Genomic DNA, 25053 nt, shown 5'->3' on the forward strand with positions numbered 1-25053 from the left:
TATGGTATTGGCGCGGGAGCTTGACCGAAGTCAAGTGATTGGCATGCCAAGGGGGGCTCACGCAGCAGCAAGTCGGAGGTTCGCGACTATGCTGGATGTATCCGAAGTTTAACGATTGACGTTAGCCGGAGACGGATAAGCCATGACAACACGGATAGCATTGGTCACAGGAGGTATGGGCGGTTTGGGTGAGGCAATCAGCACGCGCCTTGCCGATGCCGGGTACCGCGTCGCGGTCACCTGTTCGCCCAGGAATCACGACTGCGAAGGCTGGGTCGAGCGCATGCGCGACACCGGCCGCAACTTTGCAGCATATCGTGTCGACGTTGCCGACTTCGCGTCTTGCGAGGCTTGTGCAAAAGCCATCGAGTCCGACACTGGACCGGTGGATATTCTCATCAACAATGCGGGGATCACGCGCGACGCCACGATGCGCAAAATGACGTCCGAGGATTGGCAGGCAGTATTGCGCACCGATCTGGACAGCGTGTTCAACATGACCCGGCCGATCTTTGGCGGCATGGTCGCGCGCGGCTGGGGTCGCATTATCAACATTTCATCGGTCAATGGCAGCCGTGGCGCCTTCGGTCAGGCGAACTATGCAGCCGCGAAAGCGGGCATACACGGCTTCACCAAGGCGTTGGCGTTGGAAGTTGCCAAGTCGGGTGTCACCGTCAACACCATTTCGCCGGGATATCTCGCAACGAAGATGGTCACTGCGGTGCCCCAGGACGTGCTCGAATCACGCATTCTTCCGCAGATTCCGATCGGTCGGTTGGGGCGTCCGGAGGAAGTGGCCGCGTTTATCGCCTTTCTTGTGTCGGACGACGCCGGTTTCATCACCGGCAGCAATCTTGCCATCAACGGTGGCATGCATATGGAGTGACGCGCAGCGGCAGCTAACCCCTTTACTTAGGAGAGTCACGATGTCAAAGGAAATGAATCCGGCACTGACGTTGGTCAAACTCGGTACCGCGAGCGCACTGGGCGCTTATGGGATTTTTCTGGAAGCGGCGCAACGTATGCACCAGTTGCAGGCGGAGCGCGACACCGAATTGCTTAAGGCGCACTCGGAAGCGGCCAAGTCGCTTGGTGGCGCGAAAGACTTCAATGCGCTACTCACCGCGCATCTGCAATTGCTTAACGGTCAGATCGCGCAACAGAACGAGTTCTGGCGCGAGTGGCTCGCCGTGTGCGCGAACAATCAACTGCTGTGGGCCGAGCATTGCCGCAAGACTGGCGAAGAACTCCAGCACGGCATGGCTGGCGCAATGACGTTGCCCGACCTGATCGGTGCAGGCACGTCCGCAGGTGAAGCCGCAAAGGCGGCCGAAGCGCCGATGCAGAAGTGGTTCCAGGCGTTCAACGACGCCACGCAAGGGACAATGGATGCCTGGCGTCGCATGTCCACGGAAGCCGCGCAGGCGACCGAGGCGGCAGTGTCACAGCAGTCGCCGCTCAACGGTCGGGTACCGGCCAAGCGCGGTGGTGCCCACGCTCATCGCTCGAGCACGTAAGTACCGGGCGCGTCGCCTAGCGCTTGCGCTGGTGGCCAGGGGGCGGCAACGGATTTGCCGCTGCCCTGTGCTAGGAGCCAGGCGTGCCATACAGGCCACCACGAGCTTTGCATGGCGGGCGTCGCCGCGAACCAATCCTCTGGGGCTCGATAGGCCGTACCTGCGGCCCGCGTTGCCACCCGATGGTGACTGTGCGGATGTCCCGGCTCACAAACCACGCCGACGTTATGCCCACCCGAGACGAGGGCGAAGGTGAGATCGCCGTGGTTCAGCAGATGCATCTTGTAGACGGAGCGCCATGGCGAGATGTGGTCGCGCTCGGTCGCCACGACGAACATCGGCGCGCGAATATCCGATAACGCCACCGGCTGCCCGCCGACCTTCAGCGTTCCCGTTGCCAGCGCATTGTTCAGATACAGCTCGCGCAGACACTGGCTATGCAGCCGTGCGGGAATCCGCGTGGTATCGGCGTTCCACACCGTAAAGTCGGTCGTCTGCGCGGGTTTTCCAAGCAGATAGTCGCTCATGAGCCGCGACCAGATCAGGTCGCGCGAATTGAGCAGTTGGAACGTGCCTGCGAGTTGCTCGCCGCCGATATATCCCTGCCGCCACATCATCGCCTCGAGATACGCGACCTGACTCGCGTCGATGAATAGTCCGAGTTCGCCCGGTTCGCTGAAGTCGGTCTGCGCGGCGAGCAATGTGATGCTGGCCAGCGGGTTGTGTCCTTCTCCTTTTCCCTTGTCCCGCGCCAACGTTGCCGCCGCGATGGCGAGCAACGTGCCGCCAAGGCAATAGCCGCAGGCGTGTACCGGGGCGTTATCCGTCACGCGCCGCACCTCGTGCAACGCCGTGAGCAGCCCGTCGTCGAGATAATCCTCCAGCCCCCGGTTACGGGCCTCCGGTCCAGGGTTATGCCACGAGACCATGAAGACGCTATGACCCTGTGCCACCAGATAGCGCACCAGGGAGTGCTGGGCTTGCAGATCGAGGATGTAGTACTTCAACAGCCATGACGGCACGATCAGCACGGGTTCGCGCGACGTCTGCGGCTGCGCCGGCGCGTATTGCAGCAATTCGAAATACTCGTTGCGATAGACAACTTTGCCGGGCGTCGCGGCGATCTCGTGGCCGACGCGGAACGCCTGGCACGCCTGCGGCCCCGCGCCCGGCGCGTCGCCTGCCGCTATGTCGCGCAGATCGGACCACCAGCGCTGCGCCCCTTTGACGAGGTTCTGGCCGTGCGTTTCCCGCACGGCAGAGAGCACTTCGGGATTCAGGTACCAGAGGTTGCTCGGCGAGAAGACGTCGAGCCACTGTCTTGCCATGAAACGCACCACGTCCCGGTGATGCGGGTCGACGCCGGGAATCTCTCCGGTCATCTCGTCGACGAAATGCTGGGTGCGCAGGAAACGCTCGCGCCACCACGAGAACGGCAGGTTGTCCCACAGCGGATCACGGAAACGCCGGTCCGTGTGGGGTGGCCCGCTGGCTTTCGCCGCTTGACCCGCAGCCGGTTTATCGATGGCGGCAAAGGCCTTGAAGACGTTAAGTCGATGGCCAGGGGCGGTCGCGGCGTGCATGGCCCAATCGGCCCACGCGAGCGCCACAGCGGCAGGTGACACGTTGCCAGTGAAGCGAGCGGTCGCGGCCATCGCCGCCCGGTCCAGGTGATCGGTAAACGATGTCAAAGGGGGCGCAGACGCCGCCTCCGGCGGGGCCGGGGGCTCCATCTTTGCAGGGCTTGCCGGGGTGACTGACGTCGGGCCGTGCGGCGTGGCACGACGTGTCGGCGGGCGGGTTGTCTTGGGCGCACCCCGCGCGCGCGAAGTGGTCTGCGATTGGGCGGATTTCGACGGGGACGTCTTGGCACTGGGAGCAGGCATGGCGGACTCCGTTCGGACTTGCCGCCGGCATGGGAGCGCGTGCCGTGTGCGGCGATAGCAGGAAGAGAAAGCGCGGCAAGGGGCGGCGGTCCGCGCTTTGCCGTGACGTCAATGCGATTTCAGGCGTTCCGGAGAATATAACGCACGCCGCCCAAGAGTATCGTGATCTACAACAAGTTGCGTGCGGGTGTGGTCATCGCCGGCGACGACGGATCACCGCGAGGGTGTGGGGATTTCCGTAACAGGCGGGAGCGCGGGGGCGGCGGGCGGCGGGGAGGGCTTGCGGGCCAGCCAACTGATCCGGCGGAACGGCTGTGCGCGGCCGGACAGCGTCAGCGCGATGTGGGTAATCCAGCGCTGCGTTGGCACCTGCTCGCCATGCAGCCACATCACGAGAACGAACAGACTTGCTGCCATGGGCAGGGTTTTGAGTCCGGGCGCTTCCTCGCGGCGCGTGAACCACGCAAAGGCCGCGCAGACGGCGAAGCCGACGGCACAGCCCGCCACCGACTCGGAAATCGAGTGCGCCGAGAGCGCCACCCGCGACGCGCCGACAGCCACGCTGCCCGTCATTGCGGCAGCCATGCCGAGTACCCGCCACGGCCACGCGAGGCGGCGCAAAAGCAGCCAGGCGATAACCGGGTAGACCGTCGCGGCGAGCATCGTATGGCCGCTGACCCCGGTGAAATCGAGTTCGCGCACGCCGAGTCCCCAGCCGAGGAACATGACCTTGGAGATCGCGACGACGAGCGCTCCCACCCCAAACAGCGCCACCCATGTGAAGGCCATGCGCCAGGCACGGGCTGAGAGCAACCAGAGGGTCAGGGCGGCAGCGGCGGGCACCGTCACGGCGGCACTGCCGAAATTGGTAATGGTGATCCAGGAGCTAGACATGACTTCCGAAAGACGGCCCGAGGGCAGAGGGCCTCGGGCGAAAGGGCTATCTTACGCGCGCCACCGTAGCGGGAACAAATAGTGACACCGGACGGCGCGGGCCAATGAGGTCCGACACATTTTCCGTCGAATCATTCGACGCGGTCTGGCAATTCGGGCGAGACCTGTCACGCAGGGCATTGCGACCAGGGGGAAGCCCCCGTTGAATTCGACGGGTGATTCCGGCGGCGAGGGCATAGTAGGATGGCCGCGGATGTGGCCCCCGACATATCAGCTCAGGAGATTTCATGCTTTTTCATCCGGCGCACGAGACGCCGCCTCGCACGCGTAACGACGGTATCGATCTATTACGCGGCTTGTCCATTCTTTTCGTGGTCGTGCACCACCTCGCGCTCAGGTTCCGTTTGCCGCTCGGCCCGAGTCTGTTGGGCGATGTACTGCCCAAGCGCGTGATCAATGGCCTGAGCTTCAACGGTTATGAAGCCGTGTTCGTGTTCTTCGTGATCTCCGGCTTCGTCATCACGCGCCGTTCACTGGAACGCTACGGCTCGCTCGACGCATTGCGCTGGCGTCACTTCTATGCCTTGCGTGCCGCGCGCATCTTTCCGCTCCTGTTGTTGCTGCTGGCCGTACTTGCCGTTATGCACTGGATGGCTGTGCCGGGCTTCGTCATCAACAAGCCGGGGCAATCGCTCGCCGGTGCGCTGGGCGCCGCCCTGACCATGACACTGAACTGGTACGAGGGCCGCACGAACTGGCTGCCCGGTGCGTGGGACGTCCTCTGGTCGCTGTCCATCGAAGAGTGCTTCTATCTGGCCTTTCCGCTGCTCTGTCTGGTGCTGCGAGGCCCCTGGCGCGTGCTTGTGCTTGTCGCGTTGGCCATGTCGCTACCGTGGACGCGTGCTGCGCTGCAGAGCAACGAAATCTGGCAAGAGAAGGCGTACCTGCCCGGCATGGCGGCCATCGCGTGGGGTGTGCTCACGGCATTGGCCATGCAACGGGGGACGCTTCCGCGCCGCGCGGCAAGGTTCGTCGGCGCCGCAGGCGTGGCGGGTTTGATCGCCGTGGTCTTTTTCGGCGATGTGCTGGGACCGCTGCTGCACGATTTCATCATGTTGCTGCTCTGCGTGAGTGCCGCGCTCTGGCTCGCGGCTGCGCATGGGTCGACACGTGCCGCGCCGCGCGTCTTGGGGTGGCTCACGCAAATGGGCCGTTGGAGCTACGAGATCTATCTGAGTCACATGTTCGTGGTACTGGCGGTGACACCGGCCTATCTTGCGGTGGCGGGCGGCGACATGCGCTGGACGTTCCTCGTCTACCTGCCGGTGCTAGTGGTGTGTACGATCCTCGGCGGGGTGCTGCATCGTTATGTCAGTGGCCCGGCGGTGCGGCGTTTGTCACGCCATCAAGCGCACCCGTCCGAGCGCGCAACGCGGATTCGGCGCGTTTGAATCGTCCGGTCGTACCAACTACGTTAGGCACGTTCCCAAATGGCGGCGTTCTAGCCGCCATTGATGCCAATTTTGGGCGCTTCCCCGCAAATTTTCGCTCTTTCGCCCCGTAGACTGCGTCGTTTCCGAATTTATTTTCCGAGCGATGTCTTTCTCTTTTCCTTCCTCCAAGCGCGAGTGCGCCGCGTTGGACGGCGGCGCACCGGGCTTGCTGGGGCAGGGCGAAGGCCGTCGCTCCCGCTGGCATGCAGTGTGTATCTGGCTGTGCATGGCCATGCCGCTTCCCGCGATGGCTGACGCGGGCAATCCCAGTGACGCATTGCGTTTGCTTCCGCGCCCGACGCCGTCGTTTGCGTTCTCGTACGTCGCCGCTTCCGTGCCGGCCGCGACGTCTCGCTATTCGGTCTGCGGCAAGGTGACGACGCTGTACCCGATGCCTGTTACTCCCGGTGCTGTGCGCTGCCGCACGGTGGCGCTGATGGCGCGACCGAACGCGTTCTCGTCGACACCAGCGGTGCGTGCGACGAAGTCCCTCGTCATGCCGGTAACCTATTCCCGCGTCTCGTCCGATTACGGCACGCGTTACCACCCTGTGACACGTGTCAAGCATTCGCACACGGGCATCGATCTTGTCGCCCCTCACGGCGCGCCGGTGCGCGTGGTCGCGCGGGGCGTGGTGAAGACCATCGGCTATGAGCGCCGTGGGTTTGGCCGCTATATCGTGATCGACCACCGCTACGACAATGAGACGATCTACGCCCACTTGTCGGCCACGGCGCGCGGATTGCGTGTCGGTCAGACGGTCAAGGCGGGCGATGTGATCGGCGCGGTCGGCAAGACCGGCATGGTGACAGGGGCGCATCTGCATTTCGAAGTGCGCAGGCAGGGCGTTCCGGTCGACCCGCGTCCGCTGCTTCGCCGTACGGCAAGGGCGAGCGAGGTGCATGCGGTGACCGATAACGGCTGCCATAACCTGCTCGACGATCTGGGGGCGTGCCATTCGCCGGGACGGGCGTGGGCAACCGACCGCTGGCAGTATTCGCCGCTCTGAGCGCCAATATCGACGCCCGGCCTCCGGGAATAAAACGACATACCCGCTGGTAATACGGATAACGGCGCTTCCGAAACCTGCCATGGTGACGGGCCGGACAGCGTACCTGTCGAGCGGAGGTGTGTCATGAGTTGCAACGAGAACGACAAGCCGGATGTCACGTCTGGCGATGCCTGCCCGGTCCCGCAGGGGGAGTCATCGCCGGCGATGTCACGGCGCAGGGCGATGGCCTGTCTCGCGTGGGCAGGCGCGGGCATTTTGTGGACGCTCGACGGTGGGGTGCCGCGCGGCATATCGCTGGGGGCATCGGCTGGCGCAGCGGAAATGCCAGCCCGCCACGCGTTGACGTTCGTGCAGATCAGCGACAGCCACATCGGCTTCAATAAAGCGCCCAATCCCGATCCGGCAGCCACGCTGCAATCTGCCATCGAGCGGATTCGGGGCGCGTCCGAACGCCCTGCATTCATGCTCCACACGGGCGACGTCAGCCATCTCTCGCGCCCCGAGGAATTCGACATCGCGCAGCAGATCGTGAACGGCGCGGGGCTTGAGACTCGCTACGTGCCCGGCGAGCATGACGTGATCGGCGACGACGGCCGCGCGTTCTTTGCGCGCTTCTCGCCAGACACCAAGGGGGTTGGCTGGTACAGCTTCGATCAACAGGGCGTGCACTTCGTCGCGCTCGTCAACGTACTCAATCTGAAGGCCGGGGGGATGGGCTATCTCGGCGACGCACAACTTGCCTGGCTCGCGGCCGACCTCAAGGGACGCTCCCATAGCACCCCGCTCGTCGTGTTCACGCACATGCCGTTATGGTCGGTCTATCCCGCGTGGGGCTGGGGTACCGACGACAGCGATCGCGCACTGGCTTTGCTTCGGCCGTTCGGATCGGTCACGGTGCTGAACGGGCATATCCATCAGGTACTGCAGAAAGTGGAGGGCAACGTTCGCATGCAAACCGCGATGTCGACCGCGTTTCCGCAACCTGCGCCCGGCGATGGTCCGGGCCCCGGACCGTTGAAAGTCGACCCCTCGCAACTGCGGCAGACACTTGGCATTCGTCGCGTCGACTTCACGACGCTCGACGGCGCGCCGTTGCTTGGCGATACCACGTTGGCGTCCTGACGCCTATCGTTTCCGGAGTCCTCCCATGAAATCGATTCTCCTGAACGCTCGCGGCGCTCGGCGGCGCGTATGGCTTAGTCGCATCGCCATTGCGGCCGCAGGCATGCTCACGCTGACCTTGCCCGCGCTCTCGAACGCTGCTGACGCGGATACCGTCCATATCGAGCACTTCACGTTCTCTCCCGCGACGCTCACCGTGCGCGCGGGTACGCGTGTGACGTGGACTAACCGCGACGACGAACCCCACACCGTGACCAGCTCGGGCAACCCGCGGGCGTTTGCGTCGGGGGCGCTGGATACCGACGGCACCTTTGCCTTCACCTTCGACAAACCGGGGACGTATCCTTACTACTGCGCGATTCATCCGCACATGACCGGCGTGATCGTCGTGAAATAGCCGTCTCCCAAGGCAGATGTGATTCAATGAGCGCATTGACGTCGCGATCGCGACGTCAGACCGATTCACCCGGGCAATGCGTTGCCCGTTCTCGGGAGACCCCGGTGAGCGACGCTGAAAAACCCGGCGCGCAAGCGTCAGGACGGTTTGAAGCTCTGGCCCTGCCGCATCTCGATGCGGCGTACAACCTCGCGCGATGGCTGTCGGGCAGCGCGAGCGATGCCGACGACATCGTGCAAGAAGCCTTCCTGCGTGCGTTGCGCTTCTTTGACGGCTTTCGCGGCGAGAGCGCGCGCGCGTGGCTACTGGCGATCGTGCGCAATACCTGGCTGACGGAATGGCGTCGTCGCTCCGATGCGGCGGATGGCACGCCGTTCGATGAAGCCACACATGGCCTGCACGGCGATGCGAGTCTGCCGGGGTGGGACGACACGGCGCCCGGCGACCCGGAGATGCTGGCGGTGCGCCGCGACGAATGCGCACTGGTGCGCGACGCACTGGCCTCGTTGCCGGTTGTCTTCCGTGAGGTGCTGGTGTTACGCGAGATGGAGGACATGAGCTACCGGGAAATCGAGACGATTCTTGGCGTGCCGGCGGGCACGGTCATGTCGCGTCTGGCACGTGGCAGACAGATGCTGGCGAGCGCCGTGCGCGCCGCGCAGGATGCCGCGCACAAGAACACTGCTGCGACGCCGAACGCGCCGTCGGCACAAATCACTCGCCTCACACGCCTGCCGCTCGACGGCACCACCCGGGGAGGACGCGATGAATAAGCCCGACGAACCCAACGATACGACCGCTGCGAGCGACATGAAGGACAAGACCGGCGACGCGGCATCGGGCGTGAGCGCGACGCAGGCCGCAACGGCTATCGAAGCCTCAACACTGGGCAAGATGCTGCGCGACGGTGCATTGCGTCACTACGCCCCCCAGTCGTTGCGTGAACGTTTGCGTGACGAACTCGCGCATGCCGAACGTCACGCGAGTTTTGCGACTGGCGCGATCACGTCGCCGTCAGCATCGCCGCCGCTCGAAGCGAAACCCGACGTCAGGCCACCCAAGGCAGGCACGCCCGTCAAACACCCGGAAGCGGCGTGGGGGCTCAGCTTGGCGCCGTGGTTGTTCGGCGGGGCGGGCGGTGCGATTCTCGGCGGGTTGGCCGTGGCGATGGCGTTGCTGGTGGCGCGTCCGCCCGCACCGCCGCAAGACCCGCAGGCGACAACCGGGCTGCAACCGCAAGAGATCGTGGCGAGTCATGTTCGTGCGCTGCTGTCCCAACATCCTATCGACGTCATTTCGACCGATCAGCACACCGTCAAGCCGTGGTTCAACGGGCGCATCGATTACGCGCCGTCCGTCGTCGATCTGTCAGCCAAGGGCTTCCCGCTCGAAGGGGGACGGCTCGACTACGTGGGAGGCCGCACTGTCGCCGTTCTTGTCTATCGCACGGACAAGCATCCGATCGATCTGTACGTGTTCCCGGCGCGCGACAAGGGGGCGGCGGCGCCGACGATTACCGGTGCCGATGGGTACGCGATAGCGCGCTGGCGGCGCGGTGGCATGACGTACTGGGCGATCACCGACGCCGAAGTGTCACATTTGCGCGTGTTCGTAGAGGCAGTGCAGGCGGCGACCTGATATCTTGCGGCTATTGCCCGATATCCCCCAGGAGGCCGTCATGTCGCAAGTCCCGTCGCCGAATGCCCCGGTGAATCCCGCCTGGCAAGCCGCTCAGTACGTGAAGTTCGAAGACGAGCGCACGCGTCCCGTGCGCGATCTCGTTGCTGCCATTCCCCCGCTTGCGGATCGTGACGTCGCACGCGTGGCCGATATCGGTTGCGGTCCCGGCAATTCCACGGAAGTACTCGCTGCGCGTTACGCACAGGCCGATGTGCTCGGGCTGGATAGCTCGCAGGACATGGTGGATGCGGCGCGCGCGCGCCTGCCGCAGTTTCGCTTCGACGTGGCGGATATCGCCAACTGGAAGGACGGCCCGTTCGATGTGATTCTCGCCAACGCGGTGTTGCAGTGGTTGCCCGATCACGAAACGCTGTATCCGCGGCTGATCGGCTGTCTGTCGCCCGGCGGCTCGCTCGCCGTGCAGACGCCCGACAATCTCGACGAGCCCGCGCATCGACTGATGCGCGAAGTGGCGGCCGATTCGCGTTGGGCGGCGGCGCTCAAAGGCGTGGAGCGCACGGCACGGCATGGCGCGACGTTCTACTATCCGCTGCTGCGCGAGGTGTGCTCGCGCGTCGACATCTGGCGCACCACGTACTATCACCCGCTGGCGGGGGGCGCGCCGGCCGTCGTGGAGTGGTTCAAGGGAAGTGCGTTGCGGCCGTTTCTCGCGAAGCTCGACGAGGCGTCGCGAGAGGCCTTCCTGACGCGTTACACCGACGAAATCGCGAAGGCTTACCCTGCGCTGGCCGACGGCACGGTGTTGCTGCCGTTCCCGCGGCTCTTCGTGGTCGCTACGCGCTGATCGCGCCAGCGCGCTATGTCGGAGGCGCTGGCAGGGTAGTCGGGCGGCCAGGCGGCTGTGGGGCGCCCGGTGTAAAGTAGCGGGCATGAATGCCCAGTACCAACCCATTCAGCCGTTCCGCAATGCGCCGCTGTATTGGCGCTCGTCGCTCGTGCCGGGCGGCGACATGCTGACGGCCGAATACAACGACCACACCTTCGCGCCGCACTGGCACGATGCGTACACGTTCGCGTGCATCGTAGCGGGTGCCGAGCGCTACGCCTATCGGGGGAGGGAGCATGTGGCGGAGGCCGGGTCGGTCGTCATCATTCATCCCGGCGAAGTGCACACCGGTGCGCGCGAAACCGATTTCGGGTGGCGCTACCGGGTATTCTATCTGCCGGTCGGCTTCGTGCAGGGGGTACAGCGTCAGTTGACCTGCCCGTTGCCGGGATTGGCGTCACCGGACGACGCCTTGCCGTGGTTCGGCGAGAGCGTCATTGACGACAGTCAGGCCGCGCAGCGGCTGATCGCGGCGCACCGTCTGCTGCAGACCGGTGCTGACCCTTTGTTGGCCGAAAGCGTATTGATCGAGGCGGTGTCGACGATGTTGATCCGCCACGCGCAGGCACGCGTGCCGGAGATGCCGGTGCATCGCGACGCCGTCCGCGTCGAGACGATGAAGGCGCGACTCTCGACTGATCTCACCGAGCCGTTGTCGCTTACGACGCTGGCCGAAGCCGTCGATCTCTCGCCGTTTCACGCGGCGCGATTGTTCTCGCGCGAAACGGGCCTCGCGCCGCATGCGTGGCGCAATCAGTTGCGTCTGGTGCGAGCATTGCCCGCCTTGCGTGCAGGGGCGTCGGCGACCGACGTCGCCGTGGCGCAAGGGTTCAACGACCTGTCGCACTTCACGCGTTACTTCCGGCGCGCGTTCGGCGTGTCGCCCGGGAAGTGGAGCGTGCGACCGGGGGCATGACGTCAACGGTTGTGGCGCTGGCCGCATCGTGCACCCACGTCAGGAAGTCTCGTAACGGACGCGACTTGTCGGCGTCGCGCGGCACCAGTGTGACGTACGTCGCACCGGTCACCTGAATCGCCGGAAAAGGCATGACCAGACGGCCGGCGGCCAACTCGCGATCGAGCGTCGGCGTGCAGCCGATCCCCAGGCCCAGCCCATCGATGACCGCCTGCAAACTCACGTGATAGTGATCGAAGCGATGAAATCGCACTGGCCGCAAGGCGGGTATCCCGGCGGCACTCAGCCAGTCCTCCCATGCGCCGACGCGGGTCTGTGTCGCGACGAACGCGTGTTTCGCGAGATCCTTCAGGCGCCGCAGCGGCGTCGCATCCAGCAGCGCGGGCGCAGCGACAACACTTGACTGCTCGGTGAACAGCACGGTCTTCTCATACGGCTGCCACTCGGGACGCGGCGGTGGGTCGCGCCGGATCGCGACGTCGAATCCGCCACGAAACGCAGGGTCGGCACTGCTCGATGTGGTCAAGACGATCTGCACGTCGGGGTGCGACGCGTGAAACGCGGGCAGCCGCGCGATCAGCCAGTGCATGGCAAGCGTGGTCTGGGCATTGACGCGCACAATCCGTGTTTGCGGTGCCTTGCCAAAGCGCACGGCGGCATCGTCGATACGGTCGAAGGCCGCACTGACCTCGGCGGCGAATGCACGGGCGTGGTCCGTCGCGACGTTGCGTTGTCCTTGCCGGACGAATAACGTCTGCCCGAGCCAATCCTCCAATAGCGCGATCTGACGACTCACAGCCCCATGGGTAATCGACAACTCTTGCGCGGCGGCGCTGAGACTCTCTGCGCGAGCCGCAGTCTCGAAGACACGTAAGGCGTGCAGCGGTGGTAGCTGTCGGCGCGTCATCCTGACCCTTCATCGACGAAATAACTTCGGAACTGTGACTTTTTATCACAGAAGTCTTATCAATTTGTCGGTGGTGTGAGTCATCGTCATGCTTTATCGTCGCATCTGTGGCTCACGCGGCGCAGACGTCATGTGAGGAAGAGGGCAAACGACGAGGCGAGCATGTTGGCTGGTTTATTCGCGGGACACGCGTGGGGCATGATGCTGATCGCGGTTGTCGGGACAGCGGCGGGCATGGTGAGCGGCGTCGTCGGCACGGGGTCGTCGATGATGCTTCTGCCGGTGCTGGTCTACACGTACGGCCCGAAGCAGGCGGTGCCGATCATGGCGGTCGCCGCCATCGTCGGGAATGTCTCGAAGGTGCTGGCCTGGTGGCGCGAGATCGACTGGCGCGCCGTGTTCGCGTACTCGTTGCCCGGCGCACCGGCCGCCGCGCTTGGCGCCCGCACCTTGTGGAGCCTGCCCGCAACGGTCGTGGATGTTGCGCTGGGCCTGTTCTTCATCGCCATAGTGCCGGCACGCCATTTTCTGCAACGGAATCAACGGCGGTTGGCCCTCTGGCAGTTGGCGGCTGCCGGCGCCATCATCGGTTTCCTCACGGGCATCGTGCTCTCCACCGGGCCGCTCAGCGTGCCGGCCTTCGTCGCGTATGGCTTGTCCGGCGGGGCATTCCTTGGTTCGGAATCGGCTAGTTCCGTGCTTATTTACGTCGCCAAAGTGCTGATGTTCTCGGACCTCGGCGCATTGCCGCCCGAGGCGTGGGCCAACGGGCTGATCGTCGGTTTGACGTTGATGCTGGGCACCGTTCTCGGCAAGCGCTTCGTGCTGGGCCTCACCCCAGCCGTCTTTCAGCGCTTGCTCGATACGATGCTCGTTGTCTCCGGCGGCGTGATGCTCAGCGCCGCATGGCGTTGAGGGTTATGCCCGCTCGCGCCGGGCGGCCACCAGGTTGACCCCTAACCCGATGACCATGGCGACGCCGCCCACGATGAACAGCAGCGAATAGTTGCCCGACGTCGCGGCGAACAGGAATGACAATCCGTAGGCAGCACCCGCCTGAAGCGTCGCGAAGCTGGTCGTCGCGGTGCTCCACGCTGCTTTCTGCGAAGCCGGATGATGAGCGAGCAGCTCGTTCACGCGTCCGAGCACCAGAGGCACGATCCCCGCCGTGAACGCGCCCATCACCATGCTGGAGACGATCAGCGCAGGCATGCCGAGACCGAGCACCGGCAGCAGCACGGCGCAGAACTGCACGACATACGCAGTGCGCAACGCCCGTGCGAAGCCAATGCGATCGGCGAGATGTCCGACGAAGATCGGCCCGGCGATCGCGCCCAATCCGTACAGTACCCAATAGTTGGCCCCGGCATCGAGCCCCTTGCCCAAACCGCGCGCTACGTAGTCGACGAGGAAAATCATGTGCGGCACCAGCGCAACCGCATTCAGTGCGTATTCGATATAGAGCGAACGCAATGCGAGTGGGCTGGCTGGGCGGCGCCGCGCTTGCACAGTGGTACTGGCTGCGGCAGCGGGGGTACCGTCGGGCCAGCCGCGCCATGCCACGGCGGTGAGCACGAGCGAAACCACGCCAAGCCCAATCCATGCTTGGGCAAGGCCTTGTCGCAGCAATAGCGGCACGAGCGTGCCTGTTGCGGCGATGCCCAGCCCGAGGCCCGCGAAGATCGCGCCACTCACGATGCCGCGCCGCGACGGCGTAATGTGTGCCAGTACCGACGGCGCAGCGGTGACCATCAGCACTCCGCCTGAGAAACCCGATGCGAAGCGCCAGAGGAAGAACCACAGGAACGAGACGGGCAAGGCGCACGCGAAGAAGGCGACGACCGCAAGCAGCATCATCGTGCGCAGGGTCGTGACGTTCGGCACGTGACGGGCGAGAACGCGCGCGCCCAGCGCACCGGCCAGATAGCCGCCGAGATTGGCGGCGCCGAGGTAGGCGGCCGTGGCGGGGGCGAACCAGTGGTTGCCGATGATCGCCGGCAGCAGGGCCGTGTACGCGAAGCGGGCAAAGCCAATACCGATGAGGCTGGCGCATGCGGCGCAGAGGGTAGCGCGCCAGGCGTTGAAGGGGGCAGACGTGCTGCCGCCGAGGACTGCATGGGACATGATGACTCCGGGGATACCGCGCCGCTCCCGGCTTAGTCAGGTGCGGCGTACAAAAAAGTGATGGAGTCAGTGTAGGTGGGTGCGGTGCGTCAGAGAACGAACACGCCTCGGAAGTCATTCTTCCATGCGGCGTAACAATGGCGGCTGCGCAATGTGGCAATCCCGCGCCGCGAAGCGTCGCTCAGCCCCCACTCGCCAGCTTGTGCACGTGCGAAAAGTGCTTGCGCAGACGGGGCACCGTGAAATCGACAAACGCTCGCACCTTGGGCACGGCCAGCCGTCCCTGCGGCGTGATGACGTGCACCGGCATGGGCGGATGTTCGAAATTCTGCAGCACGATGCGTAGCGCGCCTCGCCCCAGTTCTTCGACGATGTGATACGTCAGCATGCGGGCCACGCCGTGTCCGGCGACGGCCGACGCAATCACGGTTCGAATCGAGTTGGCGATCAGGCGCGGCGTGAACTGCACGACCTGTGGCACCGAGCCACGTCCCGTGGCCGGAAAGCGCCACGAATCGATGCCGAAGTACGTCATGGAAACGATCTGGTGTTTCGAGAGATCGGCGGGCGTCTCGATGGGGGCGTGGGTGGCCAGATAGTCCGGCGACGCGGCGATGATGCGCCGGACTTCGCCCACCGGCGTGGCGATCAGCGACGAGTCGGGCAAGTGCGCGACCCGTACCGCGACGTCGACGCCTTCGTCGATCAGGTTCACGGGCAGGTCGCTCAATTGCAGACGGATGACGACGTCGGGGTAGCGCTCGATGAACGCGTCGGCGATCTCGCGCATGAACGTCTCGCCTGCAACGAGTGGTACCGACACAGTGAGCAGGCCGCGCGGGGCCGAACGTTCGCCGGCCGCAATCACGTCGGCCTCGTCCAGATCGAGCAGGATACGGCGGCATGCACTGGCATACCGCTCGCCAGCGGCACTCAGCTTGAGCGCACGAGTCGTGCGGTGGAGCAGGGCGGTGCCGGTGTGGGCTTCGAGATAGGCGATGGCGCGGCTGACGGCAGCGGCCGACCGGCCGAGGCGCCGGGCAGCACCGGCAAGGCTTCCTTCGTCGACGGTGGCGACGAAGACTTTCATGGCGTCGATTCTGTCCATGAGCGAGGCAGAGTGAGGGGGGCCGCGGGCGAACCCCGGTAAGGCCGATGGGCAAGATTACCCTCAAACCCGGCATTGCGGCGACAATGGCGTGCGGATTTCCTGCCGGAGCGGCTACGCTGGATTGACTGACCACGGTGAATCGTATGAACTGCTAAGCTGATCGTTCGCCAATGCAACGCAAACGCCATCACCCCCAAACATCATGAAAACACCCGTCGCTTCGTGGCTTGCCATCGCCGCCACTGCCGCCGTCTCGGCCATCACGACCCTCTCCGCTCACGCGGCCGATGGGATGCCGCCTGTGCCCGATGCCGCATTGTCGGCCGCCGGTGCCGAAGGATTGAGTGCTTCGGCCGGCGCGGCGTCCGCCGTGCCAGCGTCGCAAATGGCGGCCAACAAGCAGGTAGTGCTGGCGTTCTACGACGCGGGCCTCAATCGGAAGGATTTCGACGCGGCGCGACAGTATCTCGGCGCGCAGTACATTCAGCACAATCCGAACGCGGCCGACGGTGTCGAGGGATTCGGCAAGTTTCTTGAGTTCCTGCGCAAGAATCAGCCGGACTCGCATAGCGATATCGTCCGGGCTTTCGCAGATGGCGATTACGTGATCCTTCACGTACGCAAAGTGCCCCATCCGGGAGACCTCCCCATCGCCATCGTCGACATTTTCCGTCTGGACAAGGGCAAGATCGTCGAGCACTGGGATGTGTCGCAACAGGTGCCGGCCAAGACCGTCAGCGGCAACGCGATGTTCTGATCGGGCTGCTGTCGTTCGTGTCTGCCGCGCGAGAGAACAACGGCTTGCCGCATTCCGGATAGGCCGCCTCGTGTTCGCTTGTGAGCCCTGATATACGATATTTGCGTCGTTTTGGTGCAGGCACTCGGCGGTGAACGGCCTTGCTGGGCGGGCGTTTGCGGGCGCATCGACGATTTCATCGCGCGAACGCTCAAGTTTCGCCAAAAGCACTCGTTAAGTCTCGTCAGAGGTACCGAGAGAGACAGTGACCTGCTGCGCGTGCCGGCAAGCAGGTTAAAAATTACGATCTGCAAGACGACCCGCTCAACGCGCACAAGGCCATGTTCAAGAATCTGAGTATCAGCAAACGGCTCGCTGCCGCCTTTACCATCAATGTGGTCATGCTGTCGATCGTGGCCGTGGTTGCCGTGACGAAAATGGCGACGATGGATACGAACACCCAAATCATCGTTTCCGATCTGAACAACAAGATTCTCGAATTTCACGGGCTGAAGGATCGGGCGGCGAGCATCGCTGTGGTTCTGCGCGATATCGTGATGTCGGAAGACGCGTCGCAGCTCGATGCGCGTCTGGCCAGGATCGACGAGTTGAACGCCGCCAATCTCAAGAGCATCTCCGGCATGGCGACGATTTTCTACACCGAGAAGGGCAAGGCGCTGTACCGCACGCTGGCCGAAGCCAGCGCCGAATACGGGAAACAGATCGACAACATCAAGGGTCTTGTGCGCAGCGGTAACTACGCACAGGCGAAGACCGAACTGCTAGGGCCGGCGCAGAAGGCGCAGTCCGCGTTCTTCTCGCCGCTGGACGGTCTCATGGGCGTTGGCAAGGCCGTGAGCGCCAAGGAGGCCGCCGATGCGAATGACGCCTACATCTCTGCGCGGCTGTGGCTGCTTGTTGCTCTGGTCGCCTCTGTCGTCATCTCCGTGGTGTCGGGTGTGGCCATCGTTCGATCGGTCACGCGCCCGGTGCGTGCTGCGGCGCAAGGGGCGACAGCGCTCGCCCACGGCGATCTGACCCATCGGGTGAACGCTGAGCACGCCGACGAGATCGGCCAGATGGCGAACGCGCTCGACACGGCTGTGGAACAACTGGCGCATCTGGTGCGCAACATTCAAGGCGCATCGGGCGCCATCGACCATGCCGCGCGCGAGATTGCGCAGGGCAACACCGATTTGTCGCAGCGAACGGAGGAGCAGGCGGCATCGCTGGAAGAGACGGCCGCGTCGATGGAAGAACTGACGTCGACCGTGCGTCAGAACGTCGAACATGCGATGCAGGCGCGCCGTTTGTCGCAGGAAGCGTCGGGCGTCGCCGATGCCGGGGCGCAGAGCGTGCGTGCGGTCGTCGAGACGATGCAGGCGATGGCCAGCGCCTCGGCCCGCATGAGCGACATGATCAAGGCGATCGAGGGTATTGCATTCCAGACCAATATTCTGGCGCTCAACGCAGCCGTGGAAGCTGCGCGCGCGGGCGAGCAGGGCCGGGGGTTCGCGGTGGTGGCCGGTGAAGTGCGCACGCTCGCGCAACGCTCCGCCGGCACGGCCAAGGACATTCGCGAACTGATTGCGACGTCCATCCAGCAGGTCGAGGACGGCACCTCGCGTGTGGAGGTCGCCGGTCGCACGATGGATCAGATCGTGGTGTCGGTGCGGCGCGTGAACGAGTTGATCGCCGAGATCGCCGCAGCGAGCGACGAACAGGCGCGCGGCATCGAGCAAGTCAATCAGGCCGTCACCCAGATGGACCAGGTGACGCAGCAGAACGCCGCGCTCGTGGAAGAGGCGGCGGCTGCGGCGGAACACATGCGCCAGCAGGCCGCCGATCTGGTCGGGCAGACCGCGAAGTTCCGGGTGGACGGTGGCGGCAGCTCGCCGCTCGACGCGATGCAACAAGCACCGATGCTCGCGGCATTGGCCGGTACGCTGTCGAATGCCGGCAATGCGCTGACGGCACAGCGGCGAGGGCAGCGCGCGGCGGCCTGACGTCCCGCGGTTCGCCCAGCGGCACACCGAGCCTGTCACCCCCCGCTTGTCACACCTCAGGCGGCGTTGGCCGCCTGAGCGCCGAACGCGGCGTCGACGGCGGCAATCGCCTCCACCAACTGTTGCGCCAACGCTGGCGACGCGCTCGTCATCGGTAGTCGCAATACGTCCATCAGCAGACCTTCGCGGGCGAGCCACGCCTTGACCGGGCCCGGATTCGCTTCAGCGAACAGCAACTTCACCACTGGCATGAGCGCGTGGAAGAGCGAGCGGGCCACATCGAGCTGCTGCGTTTGCACCGCACGGTACAAGGCCGAAAAATGCGCCGGCCGGCAATGCGACGATGCGATGATCGCGCCGTGTCCGCCCATCGTCAGCGTGGACAACAACTGATGATCCTCGCCTGCAAGGACGGACAAGCGGCCGTCGGCGATGAGCGCTTGCGTGGTGTGGGCGTTGCCTCCGCAATCCTTGATCGCACAAATGTTGCCGTGGCCCGCGAGCGTGAGCAATGTCTCAAGCGTGAGCGTTGCACCGGTGCGATAGGGAATGTCGTACAGCACGAGCGGCGCACGCGAACGGTCCGCCAGCGTCTGGAACCAGTCGACAAGTCCTGCCTGGGCCGGCCGTATGTAATACGGCGCAGGCGTCAATACGCCCGCGAGGGGCAGCGCATTGAAGGCATCCATGCGGGCTAGCGTATGGCCGAGATGATTGCCCGCGAGCCCTGCAATCACGGGCAAATCACCGGCCTGCGTCAATACGGTGTCGAACACGGCAAGCTGTTCGGCGTGATCGAGGGCCGCCGCCTCGCCCGTCGTGCCGCAAATCACGAAGCCGGCAATGCCCGAGCGGCGGTAATGCGCGACGAGCCTGCGTAACGCGGCGTGATCGACCGGCGTATCTGCGCCGTTGCGCAGGAACGGTGTGACGAGCGGTAGCCAGATGCCGCGAAATGCCGGCGAACCGGGCGAGGCCATCGATGGGGTTTGGGATTGCGCGACTTGCATGAGTGTCTCCCTGGACGGTACGAATGCAACGAACGTGTGATGACCTGTACGGAAACCGTTCAGCCGGGCGATGCGGAGAGTCAGGCGAGTGGGAACTTCGGGGCAGGCGGGCCGGGTGACGCTAGGTGGCGCTACGCATGGGGCAGAACTGCCGGGTTCACGTGGCTATTCCGTCGCTCAACTGACGGAACAGCACGCTCCGGTCAGTTGAGCGACTGTTTTTTGCTTTTGACGAACGCACCCCGCTGTTCCATCGGGACAACGCGCAAGCTTTGCGAGAGGCGGGCACTGAAATTCGTCATGTGGTGACTCTAAACGCTATGCGCGGGTGACGTCAAGCGCGTTGACCGAAAGCGCGTGAGTCGCAGGCGTGATCCGTTGCGCCGGTGAAGCCGAGCGGGTCGGTATTTCATCGATAGCCGTGGTTCATTGCGCGATAACCATCTATCAGTAAAAAAACGATGATGTAAAGCCACTTAATTCGTTATCCAATATATTTAACGGGGGACGGTGAGGCGCGATGGGGAACGGCGAGCGTGCCGACCGTTGTTGCCGACCGCGACCATGGCCGAAAACGCCTCGTGGTACGACCACCACGGGGCTGTTCCCGTGGTTGCCAATATGTTGGGGCATCCGCGCATCGGTTTCGAGAATCGCTATATTCACAAGGACGGTCATTACGTCCACATCATGTGGTCCGCCCGCTGGTCCGGGGAACATGGGCTGCGCATCGACGCGGCGGATGTCCGCTCTCTTTGCAAGGCCGTTCACGACACGCTCTCCACGCTGTTCCCCAGCCAGCGAGGCCGTGCGCAACGCACCAACGGCAAGCTGGCGCCGCTCTTCGCCGACATCGATGCGTTCAAGGGGGGGGAACGACAGCCTTGGTCACGCGACAGGCGATCTGGTGTTCAAGGAGATTGGCCGTCGCATGAAGGCGGGGGTGACGGAGGGCGGCTTTGTGGCGCGTCATTCCAGCGACGAATTCGTCGCCATCGTTCAGGACACCGAGATCGCCGAGCGGATCGACTTTGCCGTGGCGCGTCTGTGCTCGGAGATAGAGCAGGCCGTCTCGGTGAACGACGCGAGCCTGGCCGTGCGTGTGAGCGTCGGTGTCGCGGTTTTCCCCGACGACGGCGAATCGATGAGCGAACTCATCCGCGTTGCCGATCAGCGCATGTATGCGAACAAATCCGAGCGTAAGTCGGGAGGGGCCAGCTTTCTGGAGCGTCTGATGTGAGGCGCGCCGTGAAGCATGCTCTGAAGCATGCTCACCCGAGTGTCTGCGTCGGCCAGACCATTTCGATTTCGACGGCAATCGAGCGCGCCAGGCCGTCGAGATCCGGAAACAGCGACGCGTTCGTCACGTTCATCCGGTAAAGCCATTTCATCGCGTCAGCACGCAGCGCGGCGGGCAACACGATCTTGCGCAGCAGCGGCTCTTCGCTCTCGTAGCCGTCGAGAATGCGATGCAGCGGCCGGTCGATCACGCCCGGCACCACAAACGTTCCCGATTGCGCGATCAGGCGGCCGTCCATCTCTTCCGGCTCGCCGAACCAGACCACTTCGTTGTCGTTGCCGAGGAAGTACTTTTCCATGTTCCCCTTGACGCGCGGATCGATCGTATCGCGGGTCAGCCACGGCGCATGACGCGGGCGGGCGCGGTCGTCGTACAGGGCGGGGGTGTTGAGGGCGAAGATGGCCGAATCGCTGGTCGCGCGCTCCAGCGAGAAGAAAGCCGCGACGAAGGGCGATTTGGTGAAGTCCAGCAAACGCGTGGGCGCGCCATGGTGCTGCATCAACCCGAGGCAGCGCAGGTCGTCGTGCAACAGCTCGGGCCACGGCACATGGTTATGCGCCTTGCGCCGGAAGATGCGGATGGCGCGTGCCTCGCGACTGCGCCACTGCTCCTTGTCCGCCACATAGGCGTGCAGATACCGCGAGAGCGAGCTTTGCAGATGCCAGCGCGCATCCTGCTGCCCGCGAAAGGCCCAACCTTCGAAGCGGGAGGACAATTCCATGAAATCCTTCCAGCTTTCGACGACGGTGGTGTCCATAGTGAGCGAAATCCTCGAGTTGGCGTGCAACGCCGCCATGACATTTTGTGAGCACGCCAAGGCACCGCAAGCGATGCATGGCGTCGGTCACTATAGTACGGCCTCTGTGACAGCTCAAGCGCGTGCAGCGCCGTCAGTACGATGCGTCGGTCTTGCCGGCATTGGCGCTGATCGCGCTCGGCGGTGCGGCCGGATTTTCGTTGGACGACATTGCCGGGATGCTGCTGCAGCAAGGTAAGGCGAACATCAACCGGGTGCGGCTGACGGCAAAAGCGGATGACCTCGACAGAACCATCCGGCAACTGAGTGCTCTGCGCGACGAATTGCGTCACGCGATGGTTTGCCCCGCGCCCGAGCATCGGCGTGGCCGCAGTTTCAGCGCCTCATGCGGCTTACGAGTGCGAAAGGGGGAAGGGGAAAGGGGAAAGGGGGGGCAATAGGCGAGAAATCAAGCCGCTCGCGCAGGGGATAGATCGTTCTTGAGTGCCGCGAGTGCGGCTTGCGGCGTGATGTCGGAGGTGTCGAGCGTGATGTCGGCCAGCCGGTAAAGCGACTCGCGGGCATCGAGCATGCGGTGGATGTGTTCCAGCGCCTCGTTGCGCAGCGCTTCGGTGGCGATGCGGGCGTCGTTTTGCTGCATCACGCGCTGGAAGTGGACTTCGGGCCGGGCGCACAGCCAGACGGTGCGAAATGCGCGGAGCACGCGCTCGTAGGTCGGCGCTTCCGAGACGATCCCGCCGCCCGTCGCAAGCACGACATGCTCGTGATCGGCAATGATCCGTTCGATGCATTGGCGCTCGATGCGGCGCATAGCGGCTTGTCCATAGAGCGTGATCACTTCGCCGATGGCGATGCCCGCTTCACGCTCGACTTCCTTGTCCAGTTCGATGAAAGGTGCGCCGATGGCCTGCGCCAACTGCGGCCCGAGCGTCGACTTGCCTGCGCCGCGAAGACCGATGAGGGCGATGCGCTGTCCTGTGCGGCGTGCGTCGGTCACCCCCGGCACGACAATCTGGCGGCGCAACCGCGAGAGGACTTCCGGCGGCTGTTGTCGCAGATATTCGACGAGGATCAGCAAGTCGCCGTCATACGCCGTGCGTTCGGCCACGAGCGTTTCCACGCCCACGTTCAACGCTTCCGAGAGTTTGTGCAGGACGGCCAGCGAGACGTTGCCGGTGCCAGCCTCCACGCGGGCGAGATAGGGCAGCGAGACACCCGACTGCGCGGCGAGCTGCTTGCGCGTCATACCACGCTGCGCCCGTAGTGTGCGCACCTGTCGCGCCAACGATGCCAGCCGCGACGACACGCCAGCTTCGGCGTCGTCGTCCAGATCAGAAGGCGCTGAGTCGGCGAGCGGTTTCCTCATGGGGCGACAGGCAGGGAGAGATGTTGCGGTAAATATACTATGAGATATCAGTGGTGTAACCACGGCATTCCTCATTTCGCCCATCATTTTCGCTAAATATGCATTAAATTGCCTTATTCGCCTAAGCATCCCTGTTAACCCTGAACTGCATTGCACAAGTCCCGCAACACCAAAAATATCTTATAAGATACTTTTCAAGATTTGGAGCCAATGCAGACCATGACCTATCCCCACTTGCGTGTGCGCGTCGACGACGCCATCGCCTTCGTCACCCTTGAGCGCGCAGACAAGCGCAACGCGCTTTGCGACGCGGCCATCGATTCGCTCGAAGCGGCGTTTCGCGATTTCGACGACAGCGTGCGCGCCGTCGTCCTGAACGGCGCAGGCGAGCATTTCTGCGCCGGACTGGACTTGTCCGAAAACAGCACACGCGAGCCCATCGATGTGCTGCGCGTCTCGCAACGCTGGCACAAGGTGTTCCACGAGATTCAGTTCGGCGGACGTCCGGTGGTTGCCGTATTACACGGTGCCGTGATCGGCGGCGGGCTCGAACTGGCGCTGACCGCGCATGTGCGTGTCATCGAGCGCAGCGCATTCTTCCAGTTGCCCGAAGGCAAGCGCGGCATCTTCGTCGGCGGCGGCGCGTCGGTGCGCGTGGCGCGCATTCTCGGTCCGGACCGCATGACGGAGATGATGCTCACCGGCCGTCGCTATGACGCCGTTGACGGTGAGCGCCTGGGCCTCGGCCACTATTTGACCGGCGCGGGTGAGGGGCTTGCCCTGGCGACGCAACTGGCTCGCGAGACGGCGCAGAATAGTCCCTTGTCGAATTGGGCGACGATTCACGCACTGTCGCGCATTCACGACATGTCGATGGCCGACGGCCTGTTCACCGAGTCGGTGACGAGCGCATTGATGTTGGCCACGCCCGAGGCGCGCGAGCGCATGGAACGCTTTCTGGGCCGCGCGGCACGTTAATCGCCGGGCCAACCTCCACGGAGACGAATGTGAAATACGACAACATCGAACAGGTGGCCGTCATCGGCACCGGTGTCATTGGTGCGAGTTGGGCGGCATATTTTCTGGCGCGCGGTCTGCGCGTGAGCGCGTGGGATCCGGCACCGGGCGCGTGCGCGCGCTTGCGCGAAGCCGTCGATGCGCACTGGCCTACGCTGACACGCATCGGCCTGTCGGCAGGTGCCTCGCGCGACACATTGACGTTCCACGACACGCTCGAGGGCGCGCTCGCGGGTGCCGATTTCGTGCAGGAGAGCGGTCCCGAGCGCGAAGATCTGAAGCAGGATCTCTTCCGCAAGATGGATGCGGCGTTGCCATCGTCCGTGGTGATTGCCTCGAGTTCGTCGGGCCTGCTGATGAGCCGCGTGCAGTCGGTCTGCGCGCATCCCGAGCGGGTGGTGCTCGGGCATCCGTTCAATCCGCCGCATCTGATTCCGCTGGTTGAGGTCATCGGCGGCGAGCAGTCGTCGCAGGCCGCCATCGACACGGCGATGCAGTTCTATCGTGCCATCGGCAAGCGTCCGATTCATGTGAAGAAAGAGGTCAAGGGCCACATCGCGAACCGGCTGCAAGCCGCGCTTTGGCGCGAGGCGATCCATCTGGTCGATACCGGCGTGGCGTCCGTGGCGGATATCGACGATGCGATCGCATATGGTCCGGGTCTGCGTTGGGCTGCGCTGGGGCCGTTCCTCAATCTACATCTGTCGGGCGGTGCCGGTGGCATTGCGCATCTGCTGGAACATCTTGGGCCGCCCATCGAATCGTGGTGGGCAGACCTCGGCGAGCCGGTGCTGACGGACGACCTGAAGGCCCGCATCACGGCCGGCGTCGAGGCGGAACTCGCCGGGCGAGGTAACGCCCGGCTCGAAGCGCAGCGCGACGCCATCATCCTCGGCATTCTCGCAAGCAAGGCGTAATCGACGTAATCGGCGTCATCGCCATCAATGCCCCGCCA

The 25053-nt window shown here is 64.2% G+C and carries 25 protein-coding genes; 17 read left to right on the plus strand and 8 right to left on the minus strand.

The features are described 5' to 3' along the window. Positions 1-142: 142 nt before the first annotated feature. Positions 143-886, plus strand: coding sequence for an acetoacetyl-CoA reductase (phbB, locus tag PHO31112_RS18280; protein ID WP_150621778.1), 744 nt, complete (start codon positions 143-145; stop codon positions 884-886). A gap of 40 nt (positions 887-926) precedes the next feature. Further along, positions 927-1517: a phasin family protein gene (locus PHO31112_RS18285; RefSeq protein ID WP_150621779.1), complete on the plus strand. Its 591-nt coding sequence runs from the start codon at positions 927-929 to the stop codon at positions 1515-1517. Here the strand turns inward: PHO31112_RS18285 and PHO31112_RS18290 are convergent. Beyond that, positions 1499-3403: a PHA/PHB synthase family protein gene (locus PHO31112_RS18290; protein ID WP_246178349.1), complete on the minus strand. Its 1905-nt coding sequence runs from the start codon at positions 3401-3403 to the stop codon at positions 1499-1501. The genes PHO31112_RS18285 and PHO31112_RS18290 overlap by 19 nt on opposite strands. Positions 3404-3616: 213 nt before the next feature. Further along, positions 3617-4297 carry a phosphatase PAP2 family protein gene (locus tag PHO31112_RS18295; protein ID WP_150621780.1) on the minus strand — a complete coding sequence of 227 codons (681 nt, stop codon included), beginning with the start codon at positions 4295-4297 and terminating at the stop codon, positions 3617-3619. 287 nt (positions 4298-4584) lie between these two features. Between PHO31112_RS18295 and PHO31112_RS18300 the strand changes: the two genes are divergently transcribed. The 8 genes from PHO31112_RS18300 (at position 4585) to PHO31112_RS18335 (ending at position 11764) form a co-directional block, all read left to right on the plus strand. Beyond that, on the plus strand, positions 4585-5748 hold the full coding sequence (locus PHO31112_RS18300; RefSeq protein WP_150621781.1) for an acyltransferase family protein: 1164 nt from the start codon (positions 4585-4587) through the stop codon (positions 5746-5748). A 145-nt stretch (positions 5749-5893) separates the two neighbouring features. After that, complete coding sequence (locus PHO31112_RS18305; RefSeq protein ID WP_150621782.1) at positions 5894-6799, plus strand: M23 family metallopeptidase; 906 nt, start codon at positions 5894-5896, stop codon at positions 6797-6799. A gap of 207 nt (positions 6800-7006) precedes the next feature. After that, positions 7007-7924 carry a metallophosphoesterase family protein gene (locus PHO31112_RS18310; protein ID WP_150621841.1) on the plus strand — a complete coding sequence of 306 codons (918 nt, stop codon included), beginning with the start codon at positions 7007-7009 and terminating at the stop codon, positions 7922-7924. A gap of 25 nt (positions 7925-7949) precedes the next feature. After that, positions 7950-8321: a cupredoxin domain-containing protein gene (locus PHO31112_RS18315; protein WP_150621783.1), complete on the plus strand. Its 372-nt coding sequence runs from the start codon at positions 7950-7952 to the stop codon at positions 8319-8321. A 104-nt stretch (positions 8322-8425) separates the two neighbouring features. Further along, positions 8426-9094: an RNA polymerase sigma factor gene (locus tag PHO31112_RS18320; protein ID WP_246178351.1), complete on the plus strand. Its 669-nt coding sequence runs from the start codon at positions 8426-8428 to the stop codon at positions 9092-9094. Continuing rightward, positions 9087-9959 (plus strand): anti-sigma factor family protein, encoded by an 873-nt coding sequence (locus PHO31112_RS18325; protein WP_150621785.1) that lies wholly within the window; start codon positions 9087-9089, stop codon positions 9957-9959. The genes PHO31112_RS18320 and PHO31112_RS18325 overlap by 8 nt, the downstream gene beginning before the upstream one ends. A gap of 40 nt (positions 9960-9999) precedes the next feature. Beyond that, on the plus strand, positions 10000-10806 hold the full coding sequence (gene tam, locus PHO31112_RS18330) for a trans-aconitate 2-methyltransferase (RefSeq protein WP_150621786.1): 807 nt from the start codon (positions 10000-10002) through the stop codon (positions 10804-10806). An 85-nt stretch (positions 10807-10891) separates the two neighbouring features. Then, entirely contained in the window at positions 10892-11764 is an 873-nt protein-coding gene (locus tag PHO31112_RS18335) for an AraC family transcriptional regulator (RefSeq protein ID WP_150621787.1), read from the plus strand. Here PHO31112_RS18335 and PHO31112_RS18340 read toward each other — a convergent pair. Continuing rightward, a complete protein-coding gene (locus tag PHO31112_RS18340; RefSeq protein WP_150621788.1) occupies positions 11697-12671 on the minus strand; it encodes a LysR substrate-binding domain-containing protein in 975 nt (324 codons plus the stop codon). The genes PHO31112_RS18335 and PHO31112_RS18340 overlap by 68 nt on opposite strands. Positions 12672-12833: 162 nt before the next feature. Between PHO31112_RS18340 and PHO31112_RS18345 the strand changes: the two genes are divergently transcribed. Beyond that, positions 12834-13586, plus strand: coding sequence for a sulfite exporter TauE/SafE family protein (locus PHO31112_RS18345; protein WP_246178353.1), 753 nt, complete (start codon positions 12834-12836; stop codon positions 13584-13586). A gap of 3 nt (positions 13587-13589) precedes the next feature. On the opposite strand, the gene PHO31112_RS18350 is transcribed toward PHO31112_RS18345, so the two are convergent. Further along, on the minus strand, positions 13590-14795 hold the full coding sequence (locus tag PHO31112_RS18350; protein ID WP_150621789.1) for a YbfB/YjiJ family MFS transporter: 1206 nt from the start codon (positions 14793-14795) through the stop codon (positions 13590-13592). Positions 14796-14976: 181 nt separating this feature from the next. Further along, complete coding sequence (locus tag PHO31112_RS18355) at positions 14977-15903, minus strand: LysR family transcriptional regulator (RefSeq protein ID WP_150621790.1); 927 nt, start codon at positions 15901-15903, stop codon at positions 14977-14979. Between the two features lie 295 nt (positions 15904-16198). On the opposite strand from PHO31112_RS18355, the gene PHO31112_RS18360 reads away from it, so the two are divergent. Together PHO31112_RS18360 and PHO31112_RS18365 are read left to right on the plus strand one after the other, a co-directional pair. After that, complete coding sequence (locus tag PHO31112_RS18360) at positions 16199-16663, plus strand: nuclear transport factor 2 family protein (protein ID WP_150621843.1); 465 nt, start codon at positions 16199-16201, stop codon at positions 16661-16663. A 320-nt stretch (positions 16664-16983) separates the two neighbouring features. Then, a complete protein-coding gene (locus PHO31112_RS18365) occupies positions 16984-18648 on the plus strand; it encodes a methyl-accepting chemotaxis protein (RefSeq protein ID WP_150621791.1) in 1665 nt (554 codons plus the stop codon). 56 nt (positions 18649-18704) lie between these two features. On the opposite strand, the gene dapA is transcribed toward PHO31112_RS18365, so the two are convergent. Beyond that, on the minus strand, positions 18705-19658 hold the full coding sequence (dapA, locus tag PHO31112_RS18370; RefSeq protein WP_150621792.1) for a 4-hydroxy-tetrahydrodipicolinate synthase: 954 nt from the start codon (positions 19656-19658) through the stop codon (positions 18705-18707). 856 nt (positions 19659-20514) lie between these two features. Between dapA and PHO31112_RS27205 the strand changes: the two genes are divergently transcribed. Further along, positions 20515-20898 carry a GGDEF domain-containing protein gene (locus PHO31112_RS27205; protein WP_281355107.1) on the plus strand — a complete coding sequence of 128 codons (384 nt, stop codon included), beginning with the start codon at positions 20515-20517 and terminating at the stop codon, positions 20896-20898. A gap of 31 nt (positions 20899-20929) precedes the next feature. Here PHO31112_RS27205 and PHO31112_RS18385 read toward each other — a convergent pair whose 3' ends face one another. After that, positions 20930-21715: an FRG domain-containing protein gene (locus tag PHO31112_RS18385; RefSeq protein WP_150621794.1), complete on the minus strand. Its 786-nt coding sequence runs from the start codon at positions 21713-21715 to the stop codon at positions 20930-20932. Between the two features lie 122 nt (positions 21716-21837). On the opposite strand from PHO31112_RS18385, the gene PHO31112_RS18390 reads away from it, so the two are divergent. Beyond that, a complete protein-coding gene (locus PHO31112_RS18390; RefSeq protein WP_425495215.1) occupies positions 21838-22155 on the plus strand; it encodes a MerR family DNA-binding protein in 318 nt (105 codons plus the stop codon). Positions 22156-22163: 8 nt separating this feature from the next. On the opposite strand, the gene PHO31112_RS18395 is transcribed toward PHO31112_RS18390, so the two are convergent. Next, complete coding sequence (locus PHO31112_RS18395; RefSeq protein WP_246178354.1) at positions 22164-23081, minus strand: helix-turn-helix transcriptional regulator; 918 nt, start codon at positions 23079-23081, stop codon at positions 22164-22166. A 219-nt stretch (positions 23082-23300) separates the two neighbouring features. Between PHO31112_RS18395 and PHO31112_RS18400 the strand changes: the two genes are divergently transcribed. Then, the gene (locus tag PHO31112_RS18400) at positions 23301-24059 is read left to right on the plus strand and encodes a crotonase/enoyl-CoA hydratase family protein (RefSeq protein WP_150621795.1); all 759 of its coding nucleotides are present in this window, start codon (positions 23301-23303) and stop codon (positions 24057-24059) included. Positions 24060-24088: 29 nt separating this feature from the next. Continuing rightward, positions 24089-25015 (plus strand): 3-hydroxyacyl-CoA dehydrogenase NAD-binding domain-containing protein, encoded by a 927-nt coding sequence (locus tag PHO31112_RS18405; protein ID WP_150621796.1) that lies wholly within the window; start codon positions 24089-24091, stop codon positions 25013-25015. The last annotated feature ends 38 nt before the right edge of the window (positions 25016-25053 follow it).

The sequence above is a fragment of the Pandoraea horticolens genome, from assembly GCF_902459555.1.
GTDB classification, from domain to species: domain Bacteria; phylum Pseudomonadota; class Gammaproteobacteria; order Burkholderiales; family Burkholderiaceae; genus Pandoraea; species Pandoraea horticolens.

Excerpts from the sequence above, each read along its gene's own strand:
- tam (WP_150621786.1), top strand. The coding sequence starts at position 10,000 with ATGTCGCAAGTCCCGTCGCCGAATGCCCCGGTGAATCCCGCCTGGCAA.
- phbB (WP_150621778.1), top strand. The coding sequence starts at position 143 with ATGACAACACGGATAGCATTGGTCACAGGAGGTATGGGCGGTTTGGGT.
- PHO31112_RS18315 (WP_150621783.1), top strand. The coding sequence starts at position 7,950 with ATGAAATCGATTCTCCTGAACGCTCGCGGCGCTCGGCGGCGCGTATGG.
- PHO31112_RS18310 (WP_150621841.1), top strand. The coding sequence starts at position 7,007 with ATGTCACGGCGCAGGGCGATGGCCTGTCTCGCGTGGGCAGGCGCGGGC.
- PHO31112_RS27205 (WP_281355107.1), top strand. The coding sequence starts at position 20,515 with ATGCGTTCAAGGGGGGGGAACGACAGCCTTGGTCACGCGACAGGCGAT.
- PHO31112_RS18400 (WP_150621795.1), top strand. The coding sequence starts at position 23,301 with ATGACCTATCCCCACTTGCGTGTGCGCGTCGACGACGCCATCGCCTTC.
- PHO31112_RS18340 (WP_150621788.1), bottom strand. The coding sequence starts at position 12,671 with ATGACGCGCCGACAGCTACCACCGCTGCACGCCTTACGTGTCTTCGAG.
- PHO31112_RS18355 (WP_150621790.1), bottom strand. The coding sequence starts at position 15,903 with ATGGACAGAATCGACGCCATGAAAGTCTTCGTCGCCACCGTCGACGAA.
- PHO31112_RS18285 (WP_150621779.1), top strand. The coding sequence starts at position 927 with ATGTCAAAGGAAATGAATCCGGCACTGACGTTGGTCAAACTCGGTACC.
- PHO31112_RS18365 (WP_150621791.1), top strand. The coding sequence starts at position 16,984 with ATGTTCAAGAATCTGAGTATCAGCAAACGGCTCGCTGCCGCCTTTACC.
- PHO31112_RS18395 (WP_246178354.1), bottom strand. The coding sequence starts at position 23,081 with ATGAGGAAACCGCTCGCCGACTCAGCGCCTTCTGATCTGGACGACGAC.
- PHO31112_RS18290 (WP_246178349.1), bottom strand. The coding sequence starts at position 3,403 with ATGCCTGCTCCCAGTGCCAAGACGTCCCCGTCGAAATCCGCCCAATCG.
- PHO31112_RS18305 (WP_150621782.1), top strand. The coding sequence starts at position 5,894 with ATGTCTTTCTCTTTTCCTTCCTCCAAGCGCGAGTGCGCCGCGTTGGAC.
- PHO31112_RS18300 (WP_150621781.1), top strand. The coding sequence starts at position 4,585 with ATGCTTTTTCATCCGGCGCACGAGACGCCGCCTCGCACGCGTAACGAC.
- PHO31112_RS18325 (WP_150621785.1), top strand. The coding sequence starts at position 9,087 with ATGAATAAGCCCGACGAACCCAACGATACGACCGCTGCGAGCGACATG.
- dapA (WP_150621792.1), bottom strand. The coding sequence starts at position 19,658 with ATGCAAGTCGCGCAATCCCAAACCCCATCGATGGCCTCGCCCGGTTCG.
- PHO31112_RS18360 (WP_150621843.1), top strand. The coding sequence starts at position 16,199 with ATGCCGCCTGTGCCCGATGCCGCATTGTCGGCCGCCGGTGCCGAAGGA.
- PHO31112_RS18335 (WP_150621787.1), top strand. The coding sequence starts at position 10,892 with ATGAATGCCCAGTACCAACCCATTCAGCCGTTCCGCAATGCGCCGCTG.
- PHO31112_RS18385 (WP_150621794.1), bottom strand. The coding sequence starts at position 21,715 with ATGGACACCACCGTCGTCGAAAGCTGGAAGGATTTCATGGAATTGTCC.
- PHO31112_RS18295 (WP_150621780.1), bottom strand. The coding sequence starts at position 4,297 with ATGTCTAGCTCCTGGATCACCATTACCAATTTCGGCAGTGCCGCCGTG.
- PHO31112_RS18350 (WP_150621789.1), bottom strand. The coding sequence starts at position 14,795 with ATGTCCCATGCAGTCCTCGGCGGCAGCACGTCTGCCCCCTTCAACGCC.
- PHO31112_RS18345 (WP_246178353.1), top strand. The coding sequence starts at position 12,834 with ATGTTGGCTGGTTTATTCGCGGGACACGCGTGGGGCATGATGCTGATC.